The sequence below is a fragment of the Arcicella aquatica genome (assembly GCF_034928825.1).
Lineage (GTDB): Bacteria > Bacteroidota > Bacteroidia > Cytophagales > Spirosomataceae > Arcicella > Arcicella aquatica.
This window is the reverse complement of sequence record NZ_JAYFUL010000058.1, coordinates 15,701-32,060: the sequence shown is the minus strand read 5'-3', so window position 1 is coordinate 32,060 and position 16,360 is coordinate 15,701. Positions and strand designations below refer to the sequence as shown.

Below are 16,360 nucleotides of genomic sequence, written 5' to 3'. Positions count from 1 at the left end.
AATATGAATAAAATTGTATTTTTCAAATAAATCACCTCAATAAACATGAAAAATCCACCCAAAACATGAGTGGATTCTATTATAAATCAATATCGAAAAATAATTTTCAAGGGAAGCCAAACTCATAAAATTGCACAAAAAAAGGTCGATTCAATTTAATGAACCGACCTTTTTTATATCTGAAAACAAACGCTTATTCTTCTGTTGCTGTTGGCGCTAAAATTCTTGAAAGTGTTAATGTATCACCTTCTCCAGAATAATCTGCTAAGATTACATCTCCGTTGGCTAAATCTCCTTTCAATATTTCTTCTGCTACTGGGTCTTCTAAATAACGTTGAATAGCACGATTTAATGGTCTTGCACCATATTGTGAATCATATCCCTTTTCAGCAATAAAGTCTTTTGCCTTTTCAGTCAATTCAACTGTATAACCAAGGTTCGTGATTCTAATAAATAGCTTTCTCAACATTAAATCGATGATTTGATGGATGTGCTCACGTTCAAGTGAATTAAACACAATTACATCATCCAAACGGTTTAAGAACTCTGGCGAGAAAGCTTTTTTCAAAGCATTCTGAATCGTTCCTTTCATCGCTTCATCTACACCATCTACTTTTGTTTTAGTTGAGAAACCTATACCTGTACCAAAATCTTTCAAGTCTCTTGCTCCGATATTTGAAGTCATGATGATAATAGTATTTCTGAAATCTACTCTTCTACCTAAGCCATCAGTCAAAATACCATCGTCCAATACTTGAAGTAAAATATTAAATACATCTGGGTGAGCTTTTTCAATTTCATCCAACAATACTACGGCATAAGGTTTACGACGAATTTTTTCAGTTAACTGTCCGCCTTCTTCATAACCAACATATCCCGGAGGGGCTCCGACTAAACGAGATACACTGAATTTCTCCATGTACTCACTCATATCGATTCTTACTAAAGCATCATCTTTATCGAATAAATAAGTAGCTAAAACCTTCGCTAATTCTGTTTTACCTACCCCCGTTGGACCCAAGAAAATAAATGAACCGATAGGTTTTTTAGGGTCTTTCAAGCCAACTCTTGTACGTTGAATCGCTTTAACAAGTTTAGCAATGGCTGGATTTTGCCCGATTACTTTACCTTGTAACTCTTCATTCATATTCAGAAGTTTTTGTCCTTCTGTAGCAGCTACACGATTCACTGGGATGCCAGTCATTTGTGCAATTACTTCAGCAACACTTTCTTCTGATACGGTATAACGACGACGTTTGGTATCTTCTTCCCAATCACGTTTTGCACGATCAAGTTGGTCTAACAAACGTTTTTCACGGTCACGTAACTGAGCAGCCTCTTCGTATTTCTGCGATTTAACTACTGCATTTTTCTCTTTCTTGATATTTTCGATGGCTTCTTCCAAACGAACAATATCTTCTGGTACTGTAATATTTGAAATATGAACTCTCGCTCCTACTTCATCCATCACGTCGATAGCTTTGTCAGGTAAAAATCTGTCTGAGATATAACGTTCAGATAATTTTACTGCTTGTTCTATTGCCTCGTCAGTATAAGTTACATGGTGATGGTCTTCGTATTTATCCTTGATATTATTCAAGATTTCGATTGTTTCTTCAATAGAAGTAGCATCCACCATTACCGTTTGGAAACGACGAGCCAAGGCTCCGTCTTTCTCAATGTATTGACGATACTCATCTAAAGTTGTAGCACCGATAACTTGTATATCACCACGGGCTAAAGCAGGCTTGAACATGTTCGAAGCATCTAATGAACCAGAAGCTCCACCAGCACCCACGATAGTATGTAATTCGTCGATGAATAAAATCACATCTGGTGATTTCTCCAACTCGTTCATTACCGCTTTCATTCTTTCTTCAAACTGACCACGGTATTTTGTACCTGCCACTAAAGAAGCTAAATCAAGGGTAACGACTCTTTTACCGAATAAAACACGCGATACTTTTTTCTGAACGATTCTTAGTGCTAGTCCTTCAGCAATAGCTGTTTTACCCACACCTGGCTCACCAATCAAGATTGGATTGTTTTTCTTTCTACGTGAAAGAATCTGAGCAACACGTTCTATTTCTTTTTCACGACCAACAATTGGGTCTAGTTTACCCGCTTCCGCTACTTTTGTTAAATCTCTACCGAAATTATCTAATACAGGAGTTTTAGATTTTTCCGTTCCTTTATTGGTGGTAGAACTTCCTCCAGCTGCGTTTCCGCTTGCAAACATTCTTGCATCATCATCGTTATCATCTGTGTCAGACGGACCCGATTTGATATTAGGGTTTGATTGATATTCCACCATATCCTTAATTAATTCATAATGTATCTGGAACTTCTCAAGAATTTGTTTGGCTAAATTATCCTCATCTCTAAGAATAGCCATTAACAAATGTTCCGTTCCAACAAGGTTTGTTTTAAAAATCCTTGCTTCCAAGTACGTTACTCTCAATACTTTTTCGCATTGTCTTGAAAGCGGAATATCTTGTTTGTTTTTGATAGTGTACGTAGATCGAACCGTACTCTTAGTAGCTTGTTCTATAGTAACACGCAAATCATCTAGGCTTGTCCCACACTTTTTAATTAAATCTAGAGCAATGCCTTCGCCTTCTCTGATCATTCCTAAAATTAGGTGTTCCGTCCCGATGTAATCATGCCCAAGCCTGATTGCCTCCTCACGTGCGAGCGAGATAACCTCTTTTACTCTGTTTGAAAATTTTGCCTCCATGCTTAGAGTTTTTGAGTTATAGCGTTATAGAGCGTCAGAGTTTACCGTTAAGAGTGACAGGAAAAATCCAATTATTCTTTACTCTGATGCTGAAGGTAATCTCTGGTTATTTTCTTAATAATTACTTTCAGTAAATCTCTTCCAAATTAAATCTTAAACATTAATTAATTAATCTTTGTTCATTTTCTGTCGAACTTTGAAGTATCTTTAAAGACTGACTTCCCTGACAAAATAACAAATCTAAGATAGATAAATTAGGTACAAATTCACTGCCAAAGTTCTGTCTATAAGCAGTAGGTTTGTAAATTCCATTCGTAGAAAATGCTTTTTTGGGGTGAATTTTACTTCTCAAATCGTTCTCTACATTTTTTTCATATTTTTCTGTAAATATAATCTTTTTTTCGAGACGTAAAAGTTTCAGACAAATTGACAGAAGCTCCAGATTCAAATCGAACAAAAAGTCAGGTTTTTTCTCAATAATATTTTTAAAATATTCTGAATAATATTCAAAAAAAGGTGATTTTCCGTACGCTGAATGTATTGCACCCCAATGTCGGCGAATCCACTCTTGATGATATTCTATTTTTAAATCCCGAATCAATACCTTTGCATTCCCATTTTGTACTGGAATAGACAGCGTATCAATTTTATTAGTTGTCTGAATTATACAACGATTTCGGTAACTTTGCTTTTCGTAATATTCGTGTGCTTCAATAACAACGGTTTCGTGTTGAAGTAAACATACAAAATATTCGAGACTGGGTAAATATTGTAAATCAATTATCATTTCCCTAAAATACAGCAGAATGATTTAATTTCAAATTTTTATGTCAAAATCATTCTATTTATCAAGAAAAAATACAAATTCGCAAAAATAAAACATGTTATTTTTTAAATTTCTTTCTATTTTACCATTTTGGGTACTTTATGGCATTTCTGATTTTGCCTGTTTTTTACTTTTTCACGTATTGAAATACCGCAAAAAGGTAGTTTTAGAAAACCTTAGAAATTCTTTTCCTGATAAAAACGAAAAGGAAATCAATGAAATCGCCAAGGGGTTTTATCACCACCTTGCAGATGTTTTTATTGAATTTTTTAAAGGGTTAAGCATTTCAGCAGAAGAAGTTAAACAGCGGGTACAAATAAACAATTTAGAGGTTGTAAAAAAATATTTAGATAATGGCATCCCTGTTATTTTTGTAGGTGGGCATCAAGGCAATTGGGAATGGGCCATTCATTCTGTTTGTTTGCACGGAGTTAATTTAGATGTAGTTTATCAAAAACTAAGTAGTCCATTCTTCGATAAGCTTACTTACGAAATCAGAAGTCGCTTTGGGGCTTTTTTAATCGAAAGAAAGGATACCATTAGAGTTACCATTGAAAGGAAAGATAAACCAAGAGCTATTTGTTTGGCTGCTGACCAAATTCCGAGTCATTTAAAATCAGCCTACTGGACTAACTTCTTGCATCAGGATTCTGCGTTTTTCACGGGACCTGAACGAATAGCCCGTAAATTTGATTATCCAGTAATTTTTATGGAATTTGTCAGAAAAAAAAGAGGATTCTATGATATGAATCTTTCAGAGATTGTATCTCCTCCTTATGAAAATCTTGCTCCTAATGAAATCCTTGAGCGTTTTGTTCAAACATTAGATGCTTCCATAAAACAAAATCCGTCATCTTACTTATGGTCACACAGGAGATGGAAACATAAAAGAGAGAAACATGAGATAAAACCTTGATTGTATTTTTATCTAACAAAAAAAGCTTGCTTATTAGGCAAGCTTTTTTGTTATAAATAGAGAGATAAATCTCCTAGACCTTGTCTGATAATTTCAAAGTCATCCGAGGTGGCATCTACTATCGTTGAAGGTATGTTATTTCCATAACCACCATCAATCACAATATCAACCTGATTTTGGAATTTCTCAAAAATCAACTCAGGGTCAGTTGAATATTCTACAATACTATCATCATCATAAATTGAGGTTGTGATGATGGGGTTGCCGAGTTCTTCTACTATCAATCTTGGAATTTCATTCGCTGGAATCCGAATACCTACGGTTTTTTTACTCTGCGATAATACTTTTGGTACTTTATTGTTGCCCTCTAACACAAAAGTAAAAGGGCCAGGCAAAGCTTTTTTCATTAATTTAAAGCCTGCATTGGATACCTTGGCATAATCTGCAATATGACTTAAATCATTACAGATAAAAGAGAAATTATTCTTGGAAGGCTTGATGCCCTTTATTTGACAAATTCTTTCTACTGCACGTGTATTATGAATATCACAGCCCATTCCATAAACTGTATCGGTTGGATAAATAATTACACCCCCATCTTTTAGGCAATTCACGATATGGTTTATCTTTTTCATATCGGTGCCTTTTTCGTATAATTTTATAAACTCCGCCATCGCTCTTATAGATTGTTTTTATGGTTAATGTAACGAAAAAACTATTCCATTATAAAAGGTGTAATGTTGAACTAAGATTTTACTGCTTTGAAGAAAAGACAACTATTAACGCTGTTACCCTCTATTTAGTTATTGTTCGTTCTAGCCTTAACATTTTTTATCAGTAATTAATTCCTGATGTGGCAAGTTACGGGAATTTCACAATAGAGGATAGGCAGTTCTAAACACACCTTGTATGAAATCTATGTCTCTGAATCAATTAAAGTATCCGTTTCTTTTGAAGAATGAAGGGCCTCAGTAATACTAGCATTTATTTCAAATCCTAGAATAAGAATCAAGGCAACTAAATACAGCCAAACCATTAAAGCAATGAAGGTACCGATAGCGCCGTAAAGTTTGTTATATGTAGCAAAGTTGGATAAATAATAAGAGAATAAGTTAGAAATCAATATCGTAAGAATGGAAGCAGTGATAGAACCCGCATTGATAAAATTCCATTTTTTATGAATAGCAGGAGCCCAATAATAAATGATGGAGATAGTTACGAAAAAAACCAGGAATATCACAAAATACGTAAGGAGTTGAAGTGCATAAAAAGTGAAATCTCGGTTCATGATGCCTTCATCAAAAAGGAAATCGACCATTACTCTTCCCACAATTAACACCACAATTGCTACGATTAATACAAAAGTCAGCAAAAAGTTCAACATAATACCTATCAGGCGTGCCTTTATAAATCCACGTTTTTCAGATGTTTTATAGGTCATGTTGAAGGCTCGCATCAAAGCCAGCATCCCGCTTGTAGAGGCATATAAAGCAAAGATAAAACCCAACGAAAGCACTCCTCCACGGGGTTTACTGACAATTTCAGTGATAGTTTCTTGGGCTTCATGAAAAATTCCTTTTGGCAATACCTCTGAAAGCAATGATATGATTTTTAAATCAAGATTATTAACAGGAATATAAGGAATCAAAGAAAATAAGAAAATGATAGTCGGGAATATCGCTAAGGTAAAATTATAAGCTACTGCGGCTGCCCGAACATCAATATCAAATAGGGTAATTTTTTTAATTAAAACTTTATAGACTTGGTAAACACTAGTAGCTACATTTTCTAAATGATAACGCTTCAAGAAAAGGCGAAATCGATTGTATGCTTGTGTATGTTGTATTTTTGTTAGCATTATGCGATTTTTAATTAACGATTAAGCAAAGAAAGCACTCAATCGTTCCAACAACTCTTTAGGTGCCGTTGTAAGCCTATTATTTTCCATTTTCACGAAAACTAAAGTAGTTTCGCCTTTATGTACCAACACGCCCTTACTGTTTAGAATTTCATAATGAAAAACTACTCTAGCTGCGGGAATAGTTTTGATAGACGTACGAATTGTCAGTAAATCATCATACAATACTGGGGCAATATATTTTGATGTATTCTCATAAACAGGCATCATCACACCAGACTCTTCAATTGCTTTATAGCTAAAGCCAAGGCTCCTGAGCGCCTCTACCCTACCAATTTCGTAAAGCCTTGCATAGTTTCCATAATAAACATAGCCCATTTGGTCAGTATCTGCATATCTAACTCTGTACTGATATTCGTGTTGATACATTGTTGATGAAATAATTAATTACAAATGATTATTTTCTGATGTTCAATTTGTTCAGTGCTTCTTGATAAATACGCGCATTATTAAGGTGGTCGGCAAAGGTTTCAGCAAAGTTGTGATAGCCTGAGAAATCTTCTTTTGCACAGAAGTACATATAGTTATGGTGTTCATAATTCAATACCGCATCAATAGAAGCCAAATCTGGCAAATTAATAGGCCCCGGAGGTAACCCAACTACACGATAGGTATTATAAGGCGAGTTAATTTGCAAAAGTGCTTTGGTTACTCTTTTAATAGTAAAATCTTGGTGAGCAAAAACAACCGTTGGGTCAGCACCCAAAGGCATATTAGCCTTTAAACGATTCATATATACCCCTGCTACTCTTGGTTTTTCGTCAGCTTTCTTTGTTTCAGCCTCCACGATTGAAGCCATTATTTGTGCTCTGATAGGGTCTAGACCAATTTCTGTTGCTTTTCTTTTACGCTCTTCCGTCCAGAATTTATCATACCACGTTTTCATGGTACTCATCAGTTCTTCAGGAGTTGTAGTCCAATATACTTCATACGTATTTGGTAAAAACATACACATGATGGTCTCTTTCGTAAAGCCATATTTTTGTGCCACTACTGAATCATCTAGCATCCTAGCCAGCGCAGTTGAATCAAATTCGAATCGATTACCAATTTTATGAATTAAATCCTTTTTTAAGCGAATATTATTAAAAGTAAGTTTGATAGCATCTTGATTACCAGAACGAAGTTTTTTGATTACTTCATAATTACCCATATCAGCCTTGATTACGTATCGTCCTTCACGCACATTTTCTTTATATTCCAACAATTTGGCTAAGAACTTGAATGAAAGTTCGTCTTTCACAATTTTATGTTTACTCAACGAGTCCCAAACAGTTTCAAAAGTTGCGCCTTTAGGAATCAAAAGGGCAAAACCTTTTTTCTGATCTACTTCATAATTAGGTGTTTTGGTGATTTGCCAGACATAATAAGAAAACATTGTCGCAAACAAAGCGAAAGCGATAAAGAAGTAGCGTAATAATTTATGGTTTTGTTGCATTGTAATGATAATGAAATAACGCTCAAGCGTTTTTAAATGATTGTTTTTATTTATTTAATCAATCCAATTTTCAAAAGTTAGTCCTTCAATTCGTTGCATTTCTTTTAGGTTTCGACTGACTAGAATACAATCCTCTGTAATTGCAGTACTACCAATCAATAAATCAAAGTCACTTATAGGCGTACCCATCTTTTTTAAACGAGATTTTTGCTCTGCAAAAACTTCGAAAACAGGTCGAATAGGTAAAACTCTATCCTGAAAACCTTCAATAAACTGTTTTAATTTAGCTTTATTTTCATCTTTTCTAGTTGAAGAACTATTGGCTATTCCATACATAAGTTCAAGAATTGTTAATTCTGAAATAAAGCAGTTTTTCAAGCCCACTGATGAGATTTTAGCTGGAATATTAAAATCATTCTTTATGAAATGAATACAAATATTTGAATCCAATAAATATTTTATTCTACCCATGAAGTATCTATTTCTTTAGTGGTTCTTGAATCCTCTATTATTTTGATTAATTCTTCACTTGATTCGGGTAAGTCTAAGCTACCTGCCAATGCAAAGAATACTGATTCGTCTATTGTTTCGTTCTTTGTTTCAATTACGTTTGTACTAATACTAAATTTAGCTTTTAATCGCTTAGCCAAATCTATAAAAAGCTGATAGTCTGCTTGCGAGTTTGGTTCAATGATGATTGTATTCATTTCTATTTTTGTTTTAGCAATTTTGTTAAAAATAAAGTAATCACATGTACTCCCAATATTGAAGCTGTTTAAACTTTCCCTTTCGGGTTAAACTAAGTCTTTTAGAATAGCTTGTTCCAAAATTTACTCAACGTAGCGATGCTATGCTTCGCAAATTTTGAAAAAATCAATTCAAAAATACAATACTTTCACCTCAGAAACAGAAACTTCAAACAGCTTCATTATCTAAATCTTAAAAATCAATTCCAAATCTATCAGCCAATGCTTGCAGGTCTTTTACTACAGGTTCTAATAGATTAATACCATTTGCTTTACGTTCTGCTTCAATTTCTCTTTCAGGGTCGCCTGGCACTAATACTTTCTTCCCTTCTACTGCTTCGGCTGCATGAAAACGGTCAATCCATTTATCCATATCTGCTTTAAATTCGTCAGCTGGTCGGAAAGCATCTATTCTCATGGCTCCTAAAAAGTGTCCAGTTCCTTTTCCTACTTGCTCGCCAGCAGTCATAAATCCTGCCGTTGCAAATGGCGGAACCCAAGGGCCAAAGTTAGCGCCTGATAATACACCAGAAAAAATATCCACGATAGCACCCAAACCATACCCTTTATGCGAACCATGTTCACGGTCACCACCGAGTGGCAACAATGCTCCGCCATTTTTTACAGCATTTGAATCATCAGTAGGGTTCCCTTCTTTATCTTGTACCCAGCCAATGGGTGCGGCTGCCCCTTTTCTTTGTAAAATTTCCATTTTACCATAAGCCACTGCTGTACTAGCAAAATCGGCTACGAAGGCAGGATTCCTCTGTGCTGGAACAGCTACAGCAATAGGGTTGGTTCCTAACAATTTCTCTTTTGAAAAAGTTGGCGTTACTAATGGTGCTGCATTAGTCATAGCCCAACCTATCATATCGTTGTCAGAAGCTAACATAGCATGATAGCCCGCAATGCCAAAATGGTTTGAATTCTGTACAGATATCCATCCAGAACCCACATTCTTTGCTTTTTCCATGGCAATTTGCATCGCTTTGGGTGCTACTACTAAACCTAAACCTTTATCACCATCAATCACAGCCGTAGAAGGCGTTTCATGGATGATTTTAATATCTGGCTTAGGGTTCAATCTTCCATTATCATACAAACGAACATAGCCACTTAATCTTGCTGTTCCGTGCGAATCTACACCACGGAGGTCGGCAGAAATTAATACTTTTGAAGCCAAATCTGCATCATCTTCCGAACATCCTATTGAAAGAAAGACATTTTTAATAAAGTTTTGTAGTGAGCTATATTCGTAAATCATGAATGAAATTGAGATTATTTTCTAATAATTTTACCTATTTGTCAATATCCGAGGAGCACAAAATTACAAATAATTGTTCGATGAAAGTCTTTTTTCAAGTAAAAAGCAGAAATATCGGATAGGAATATCAAATATATACCTTAGCATTGATGATTAATCTGTATCATATTCATTCAAAATTTTATATATTGTTGATGAAATAACCTACTTTAAATCGGTAGAATATCATTCCATCCTTACTTTTGTAGTAAATTGAAGTGATTGAGATATTTTTTAATTCAATCACCCAATTCTTAAGAACCTAGCTTCTTAAGAAAGCGTTAACCAATCAATATTGAGCATATAAATAAGTAAAAAAATGTCGTTCAGAATAAAACGTATCACAGCCAAACTGTTTAGCTATTTCGTAAAGGGATTATTTTTATTAGCCCCTGTCTATATAACTGGTTACATTATTTTCAACCTTCTGAACTCATTAGACCAAGAGTTTTATTTTTATTTCCGAGGAACGGGCCTAGTCATCATGGTGGCCATCATCATGATTGTTGGTTTTTTGGGGTCAACGTTTATTTCTTTGCCCCTTATCCAAATATTAGAAGAAGGCGTTTCCAAACTGCCATTGGTAGGTTTAATTTATTTTTCATTAAAAGACCTTATTGGAGCTTTTGTGGGTGATAAAAAGAAATTCAATCAGCCTGTCAAGATTATATTCAATAAAGAAAATGGCATTCAAAAACTAGGATTTATTACCCAAACTGACTTGTCTTTTTTAGATATTCAAGACTCTGTCATTGTTTACTGTCCGCATTCTTATGCTTTTTCGGGTGAGGTATTCATTGTTCCAAGCGAAAATATTACTTTGCTGAATCTTCCAGCATCTGATGTCATGAAAATGATTGTATCTGGTGGTGTATCGCTGGCAAGTAATCCGTAAAAATCAACATTTAACACACAACATAAAGCTACTAATTTAAGTTATTGATTGTAAAAACATTTATTGTTTTGCTATCTTTCATAATGCGTATCCATCCATCTCAATAATTTTTAATTCAATCTCATCATCTATGTTTTTGGCAAATATTTTTTCAAGTTTTTCTTGGTGGCTTATTCTTCCTCTTGCAATACTAATCCTAGCTATTCGTGATTTGTTGCAGAACCGCCATACTATTCAGCATAATTTCCCTGTGGTTGGTCATATACGTTATATGCTCGAAAAAATTGGTCCAGAATTAAGGCAATATATCGTAGCAAATAACCGTGAGGAACTACCTTTTAACAGAGGTGAAAGAGCATGGGTGTATGCTTCATCTAAAAAAGAAAACAACTTACAGGGCTTTGGTTCAGACCAAGACTTCAACACTGCGGGTTATATCTTTATCAAACATGCCATGTTGGGGCATAAGTTAGCAGATAATCATCCTAACCTAAAAGACCCTAGTGCTGTACCATGCTCTAAAACAATAGGCGAATATCATAAAAGAAAACGTCCATATAAACCTTATTCGGTCGTAAATATTTCTGGTATGAGCTACGGTTCATTGTCTGCTAAGGCAGTTGAATCCTTAAACAAAGGTGCGTTAAAATTTGGCTGTTATCATAACACTGGGGAAGGTTCATTGTCACCTTATCATAAGTATGGCTCAGACGTTATCGTAAATATCGGAACGGCATATTTTGGAGTAAGGGACGATGATGGTAAATTTTCGATGGAAAAATTAATAAAAATGACCACCGATAATCCATTCGTAAAAGCATTAGAACTAAAGCTTTCTCAAGGTGCTAAGCCCGGCAAAGGTGGTATGCTTCCTGCGGCCAAAATCACCAAAGAAATTGCGGAAATCAGACATATTCCATTGGGAAAAGATGCCATTTCTCCAGCTTTTCACTCTGAATTTTCTACCATTCCCGAAATGGTTAATTTTATAGAATCAATGGCTAACCAAACTGGCTTGCCAGTAGGCATAAAGTCGGCTGTGGGAAAATTGGAAATGTGGGAAGAATTGGCACAATACATGGTAAAAACAGGCAAAGGACCCGACTTTATCACCATTGATGGTGGCGAAGGTGGTACGGGAGCTGCACCACATGCCTTTGCAGATCATGTGTCGCTACCTTTCAACTATGGTTTCACCAAAGTATATAAGATTTTCCAGAAGTATGAATTGGCTGATAAAATAGTATTTATTGGTTCAGGGAAATTAGGCTTTCCTGAAAAAGCCATGATGGCATTTGCGATGGGTTGCGATTTAATTAATGTAGCGCGCGAAGCCATGATGTCTATCGGTTGTATCCAAGCACAAGTTTGTCATACTAATCGTTGTCCTGCAGGAGTTGCTACGTCTAGTCCTTGGCTTCAAGCGGGTATAGACCCAACCCTTAAAAGTGAGCGTTTTTATAATTATGTAAAGACATTGAACAAAGAAATCCTTGAAATCACCCATGCTTGTGGTTATGAACATCCTTGCCAAATGACGATGCAAGACGTAGATATGGTAATGGGTGATAATAATAAAACACAATCGCTCGCTACTACTTTTGGTTATAACAAAACAATAGTTCCTTTTGAAGGAGTAGATAAGCTTTTAAAAAGCCCATATCTAGGCGGAGGTAAAGCACAGGTTAATTAATATATACAAAAAGGGATGGTCGAAAGCCATCCTTTTCTTATATCCAAATTTTCAGAAAGTAAATATTTATGCTATCTTAAGGATTTATTATGCCTCAAATTATCCTAGCTAAAACGTTTATAATCAATTATTTTACGATAAAACCAATCAGAAAATCGGATAAATTGATACCATTCTGCTTTCGATAGCTTCATTTAACTGCTCATTAGCTATTTTTCATTATCTTTGTAGTATGTTATCTATCAATAATCTTTCGTTTTATTTCGGTTCTCGCCCAATGTATGATGGGGCGAACTTACATATTAAGCCCAAAGACAAAATCGGTCTTATCGGGGCAAATGGTACTGGTAAATCTACTTTACTTCGTATAATTGATGGTGAATATTTACCCGACGGCGGTAATATTTCTAAATCAGGCGATTGTACCATCGGTTTTTTAAATCAAGACTTACTTTCTTATCAAAGCGACGATTCTATCCTTTCGGTAGCAATGCAAGCTTTTGAACGTCAGAATTTCCTTCAAGCAGAAATCGATAAGGTTTTACATAAAATGGAAACTGATTTTGAAGACGATGACGTAAATAAATTGGCACGTTTTCAAGATGAATTTGATGCATTGGGTGGTTATACCATTCAATCAGAAGCTGAGGCTATCCTTGAAGGGTTAGGATTTAGTACTGAAGAGCTTTCTCAGCCCCTGCAGAAATTTTCTGGAGGTTGGAGAATGCGTGTAATGCTAGCTAAATTGCTTTTACAAAGACCATCTTTATTAATGCTTGATGAACCTACCAACCACTTGGACTTACCATCTATTGAGTGGGTGGAAAATTACATCAATACTTATGAAGGTGCCATCATTGTAGTTTCTCACGATAGATTCTTCTTGGATAATACCGTTACTACGATTGTGGAAGTAGCAGGCTCAAAATTGATTCCTTATTCAGGTAATTATTCTTTCTATATGGAAGAAAAAGCCTTGAGAAACGAAGTACAAAAAGGAGCATACGAAAACCAGCAACAGGCTATCAAACAAACTGAAAAGTTTATTCAACGGTTTAAAGCTAAAGCTACTAAGGCTCGTCAGGTACAATCAAGAGTAAAAGCATTAGAAAGACTGGATTTGATTGATGACGTTTTGGATGAAAATGCCAAAGTGAATTTCAAATTCAACTTTGGAACTCAGCCCGGTCGTTTTATCATGCACCTTGAAGACATCTCCAAAGCTTACGGCCCTAAGAGAATCCTGACGCATACCAATGCTGTCATTGAAAGAGGTGATAAAATCGCTTTGATTGGTGCCAATGGTAAAGGTAAATCTACGGTTTTAAGAATTATTGATGGTTCTGAGCAATTTGAAGGCGAACGTAAGTTAGGGCATAATGTAATTGACTCATTTTATGCCCAACACCAATTGGAAAGCTTAGATGTCAATAATACGTTGCTAGACGAATTGAAGATGACAGGTACGGGTAAACTTGAAACTGAATTAAGAAGTATCTTAGGCTGTTTCTTGTTTTCAGGTGATGATGCCTTCAAAAAAATCAAAGTACTTTCAGGAGGTGAAAAATCAAGGGTTGCCTTAGCAAAAGTATTGATTTCAGAAGCCAACTTCCTGTTGCTAGATGAGCCTACCAACCACTTAGACATGATGTCGGTGAACATTTTGATTCAGGCTTTACAACAATACGAAGGTACGTATGTAGTGGTTTCTCACGATAGATTCTTTGTTTCAGAGATTGCCAATAAAATTTGGTATATCGAAGACGAAGAGATAAAGGTATATCCAGGTACTTATGATGAATATGAAACTTGGATGGAACAACGTCGTATGAATGGTGAATTTAGTAAAGAAACTTCTCCTAAAAAGACCGTTGAAAAAGTAGTAGAGAAAAAACCTGTTGATGATTTCACGAAAAAAGAAGCACAGAAAAATCTAAAAAAACTGAATCAGAAATTAGCTGATACTGAGAGCCTGATTGCAAAATTAGAAGCAGAGAAAACCGAAAAAGAAAAAACTTTGGCCGACCCTACTATCTATAATGATGCACAAGCATTGAAACGTGAAAACATTGCTTACCAAAAAATCCTAAATCAATTGGAAGAAGTAAATGATGCTTGGGAAGAAGTAATGCTCGAAATTGAAGAAGTATAAAGCTTGGTTCAGTAAAATAATGATATTCTATTGTTGATAAACATGAATCATTCCAAATTTTAAAATCATAAAAAAGCGGTCGAAAAACTAATTTCGACCGCTTTTTTATGATTGATGAACACCGAATTCCTACTGTTTGAGCGGAGCGAGTTTAGGAATTCTTGATTTTCTTTTGCGGTCCGCCGCGCGGTTACTTTTCTTTCATCAAGGAAAGAAAAGTAAGGACTAGACGATAATTAAGGAGAAAACCTCACAAATTGTCTCCCAAACGCACAATTTAAGGAAAAAATCGGGATGACTCATGTTTTGCCTTAAGCTATTGTAGAATATTTTAAAGTACTATCCGTTAGTTTTATATTCGTCCATAGCTAAGTATCAATTCGCTCATACGCACAACTCCATACATCACTCTTCTATGAAAATTTTATCGATTATAGGCTTGTTATTGATTCCATTCGTCTTTTTTGCTCAGAAAAAGAAGAGCACTTATCAAGCAAAAAAGATTATTTATGATAATCATATTTATGAACCTTATATACGTACCGTGCAATTATTTCCGTCTTTGAGCACGACTAAAACGCCGCAAGAAACCCTTAATCCACCCGTCATCAATTTACAAGAGAATCAAATTTTAAAATTGGAATTCGACTGTTTAGCACCCGAGTTTCAAAATTTCAGGGTAAAAATATTTCATTGCAATGCAGATTGGACGCCCTCGGTATTAAACGATATTGAATACCTCACCGAATTCAACGATTTCCCTATCAATGATTATAGAAATTCTTTCGCCACCAAAATTCCTTATACGCATTTTGCTGTGGAAATTCCTAAAACCAAATTAGCTGGAAATTATCTGGTGATGGTGTATAAGAATCGTAATGAAGATGATATTATGCTTACCCATCGTTTTATGGTTTTCCAAAACCGAATTGGTGTAGCTGGTAATGTAACTTTCCCGAATAATGTTCAAAGAAGGCGTACACATCAACAAATTAACTTTAGTGTAAATTATAGTGGCTACGAAATCATTGACCCTAAACAAGACCTTAAAATTGTTATTCGACAGAACTTTAGAGATAACAAAACACTGACAAACCTTAAACCTTTTATGATTGACTCTTACAATCGTAAAATGGATTATCAGTTTTTTGAAGGAGAAAACCAATTGGAAGGGAGTAATGAATTTAGGATGTTTGATGGCAGAAGTACGCAACAAAAACTGGTAAATATTGCTAGGATTATACAAGGTGAACGAGAAAGCATCATAGAAATTCGTCCTGAAAAACCACAAAATGGCTTAGCGTATGTTGCCACAAATGATTTTGATGGAATGTACGTCATTGATAATTATGAAACCAATCGTGGCGATACGGAGTCAGATTATGTTCGGGTAAGTTTCCTGTTGAAAACTGATTCGTTAGCAAACAAAAAGGTATATATTAATGGTGCTTTCAACGATTGGCAATTAAATGAGGTAAACCAAATGCATTATGTTCCTGAAAGTCAAGCTTATGAGGCATTTATCCAGTTGAAACAAGGAATCTATAATTATCTGTATGTAACCAAAGATGACCAAGGAAATGTAAGCGAATCAGAACTAGAAGGAACGCACTCGCAAACGGAAAATATTTATGAAATTTTAATATATCACCGCCCTATTGGTGCACGAGCAGATGCTTTAGTAGGCTATGTACTTTTGAAAAACCAATAAGTTATCTTCGTTTAAAATTTATAAT

The 16,360-nt window shown here is 35.2% G+C and carries 14 protein-coding genes; 5 read left to right on the top strand and 9 right to left on the bottom strand.

Annotation, left to right across the window (positions count from 1 at the left end; translation table 11 throughout):
• Positions 1-193: 193 nt before the first annotated feature.
• Entirely contained in the window at positions 194-2,737 is a 2,544-nt protein-coding gene (locus VB264_RS22355; RefSeq protein ID WP_323253182.1) for an ATP-dependent Clp protease ATP-binding subunit, read from the bottom strand.
• Between the two features lie 160 nt (positions 2,738-2,897).
• Positions 2,898-3,524, bottom strand: a complete 627-nt coding sequence (locus VB264_RS22350; RefSeq protein WP_323253180.1) for a WbqC family protein — start codon at positions 3,522-3,524, stop codon at positions 2,898-2,900.
• Positions 3,525-3,618: 94 nt separating this feature from the next.
• Between VB264_RS22350 and VB264_RS22345 the strand changes: the two genes are divergently transcribed.
• Positions 3,619-4,479: a lysophospholipid acyltransferase family protein gene (locus VB264_RS22345; RefSeq protein ID WP_323253178.1), complete on the top strand. Its 861-nt coding sequence runs from the start codon at positions 3,619-3,621 to the stop codon at positions 4,477-4,479.
• Positions 4,480-4,529: 50 nt separating this feature from the next.
• Here VB264_RS22345 and VB264_RS22340 read toward each other — a convergent pair whose 3' ends face one another.
• The 7 genes from VB264_RS22340 to VB264_RS22310 form a co-directional block, all read right to left on the bottom strand.
• The gene (locus VB264_RS22340; protein WP_323253176.1) at positions 4,530-5,153 is read right to left on the bottom strand and encodes an L-threonylcarbamoyladenylate synthase; all 624 of its coding nucleotides are present in this window, start codon (positions 5,151-5,153) and stop codon (positions 4,530-4,532) included.
• Between the two features lie 242 nt (positions 5,154-5,395).
• Complete coding sequence (locus tag VB264_RS22335) at positions 5,396-6,337, bottom strand: YihY/virulence factor BrkB family protein (protein ID WP_323253174.1); 942 nt, start codon at positions 6,335-6,337, stop codon at positions 5,396-5,398.
• Positions 6,338-6,358: 21 nt separating this feature from the next.
• On the bottom strand, positions 6,359-6,766 hold the full coding sequence (locus VB264_RS22330) for an acyl-CoA thioesterase (RefSeq protein WP_323253172.1): 408 nt from the start codon (positions 6,764-6,766) through the stop codon (positions 6,359-6,361).
• Positions 6,767-6,794: 28 nt separating this feature from the next.
• Positions 6,795-7,835 carry an endolytic transglycosylase MltG gene (gene mltG, locus VB264_RS22325; protein ID WP_323253170.1) on the bottom strand — a complete coding sequence of 347 codons (1,041 nt, stop codon included), beginning with the start codon at positions 7,833-7,835 and terminating at the stop codon, positions 6,795-6,797.
• A 54-nt stretch (positions 7,836-7,889) separates the two neighbouring features.
• Positions 7,890-8,306, bottom strand: a complete 417-nt coding sequence (locus VB264_RS22320) for a PIN domain-containing protein (protein ID WP_323253168.1) — start codon at positions 8,304-8,306, stop codon at positions 7,890-7,892.
• Positions 8,294-8,542, bottom strand: coding sequence for a hypothetical protein (locus tag VB264_RS22315; protein ID WP_323253166.1), 249 nt, complete (start codon positions 8,540-8,542; stop codon positions 8,294-8,296). Before VB264_RS22315 ends, VB264_RS22320 begins: the two co-directional genes overlap by 13 nt.
• A 232-nt stretch (positions 8,543-8,774) precedes the next feature.
• The gene (locus tag VB264_RS22310; protein ID WP_323253164.1) at positions 8,775-9,845 is read right to left on the bottom strand and encodes an Ldh family oxidoreductase; all 1,071 of its coding nucleotides are present in this window, start codon (positions 9,843-9,845) and stop codon (positions 8,775-8,777) included.
• Positions 9,846-10,203: 358 nt separating this feature from the next.
• Between VB264_RS22310 and VB264_RS22305 the strand changes: the two genes are divergently transcribed.
• The 4 genes from VB264_RS22305 (at position 10,204) to VB264_RS22290 (ending at position 16,335) form a co-directional block, all read left to right on the top strand.
• The gene (locus VB264_RS22305; protein ID WP_323253162.1) at positions 10,204-10,779 is read left to right on the top strand and encodes a DUF502 domain-containing protein; all 576 of its coding nucleotides are present in this window, start codon (positions 10,204-10,206) and stop codon (positions 10,777-10,779) included.
• 130 nt (positions 10,780-10,909) lie between these two features.
• Positions 10,910-12,472, top strand: coding sequence for an FMN-binding glutamate synthase family protein (locus VB264_RS22300; protein WP_323253160.1), 1,563 nt, complete (start codon positions 10,910-10,912; stop codon positions 12,470-12,472).
• Between the two features lie 277 nt (positions 12,473-12,749).
• A complete protein-coding gene (locus VB264_RS22295; RefSeq protein WP_407654670.1) occupies positions 12,750-14,624 on the top strand; it encodes an ABC-F family ATP-binding cassette domain-containing protein in 1,875 nt (624 codons plus the stop codon).
• A 415-nt stretch (positions 14,625-15,039) separates the two neighbouring features.
• Entirely contained in the window at positions 15,040-16,335 is a 1,296-nt protein-coding gene (locus VB264_RS22290; RefSeq protein WP_323253156.1) for a type IX secretion system plug protein, read from the top strand.
• The last annotated feature ends 25 nt before the right edge of the window (positions 16,336-16,360 follow it).

What these genes read in the sequence shown, in the direction of transcription:
- VB264_RS22355 (WP_323253182.1), bottom strand. Translation starts at nt 2,737, where the DNA reads ATGGAGGCAAAATTTTCAAACAGAGTAAAAGAGGTTATCTCGCTCGCA.
- VB264_RS22350 (WP_323253180.1), bottom strand. Translation starts at nt 3,524, where the DNA reads ATGATAATTGATTTACAATATTTACCCAGTCTCGAATATTTTGTATGT.
- VB264_RS22345 (WP_323253178.1), top strand. Translation starts at nt 3,619, where the DNA reads ATGTTATTTTTTAAATTTCTTTCTATTTTACCATTTTGGGTACTTTAT.
- VB264_RS22340 (WP_323253176.1), bottom strand. Translation starts at nt 5,153, where the DNA reads ATGGCGGAGTTTATAAAATTATACGAAAAAGGCACCGATATGAAAAAG.
- VB264_RS22335 (WP_323253174.1), bottom strand. Translation starts at nt 6,337, where the DNA reads ATGCTAACAAAAATACAACATACACAAGCATACAATCGATTTCGCCTT.
- VB264_RS22330 (WP_323253172.1), bottom strand. Translation starts at nt 6,766, where the DNA reads ATGTATCAACACGAATATCAGTACAGAGTTAGATATGCAGATACTGAC.
- mltG (WP_323253170.1), bottom strand. Translation starts at nt 7,835, where the DNA reads ATGCAACAAAACCATAAATTATTACGCTACTTCTTTATCGCTTTCGCT.
- VB264_RS22320 (WP_323253168.1), bottom strand. Translation starts at nt 8,306, where the DNA reads ATGGGTAGAATAAAATATTTATTGGATTCAAATATTTGTATTCATTTC.
- VB264_RS22315 (WP_323253166.1), bottom strand. Translation starts at nt 8,542, where the DNA reads ATGAATACAATCATCATTGAACCAAACTCGCAAGCAGACTATCAGCTT.
- VB264_RS22310 (WP_323253164.1), bottom strand. Translation starts at nt 9,845, where the DNA reads ATGATTTACGAATATAGCTCACTACAAAACTTTATTAAAAATGTCTTT.
- VB264_RS22305 (WP_323253162.1), top strand. Translation starts at nt 10,204, where the DNA reads ATGTCGTTCAGAATAAAACGTATCACAGCCAAACTGTTTAGCTATTTC.
- VB264_RS22300 (WP_323253160.1), top strand. Translation starts at nt 10,910, where the DNA reads ATGTTTTTGGCAAATATTTTTTCAAGTTTTTCTTGGTGGCTTATTCTT.
- VB264_RS22295 (WP_407654670.1), top strand. Translation starts at nt 12,750, where the DNA reads ATGTATGATGGGGCGAACTTACATATTAAGCCCAAAGACAAAATCGGT.
- VB264_RS22290 (WP_323253156.1), top strand. Translation starts at nt 15,040, where the DNA reads ATGAAAATTTTATCGATTATAGGCTTGTTATTGATTCCATTCGTCTTT.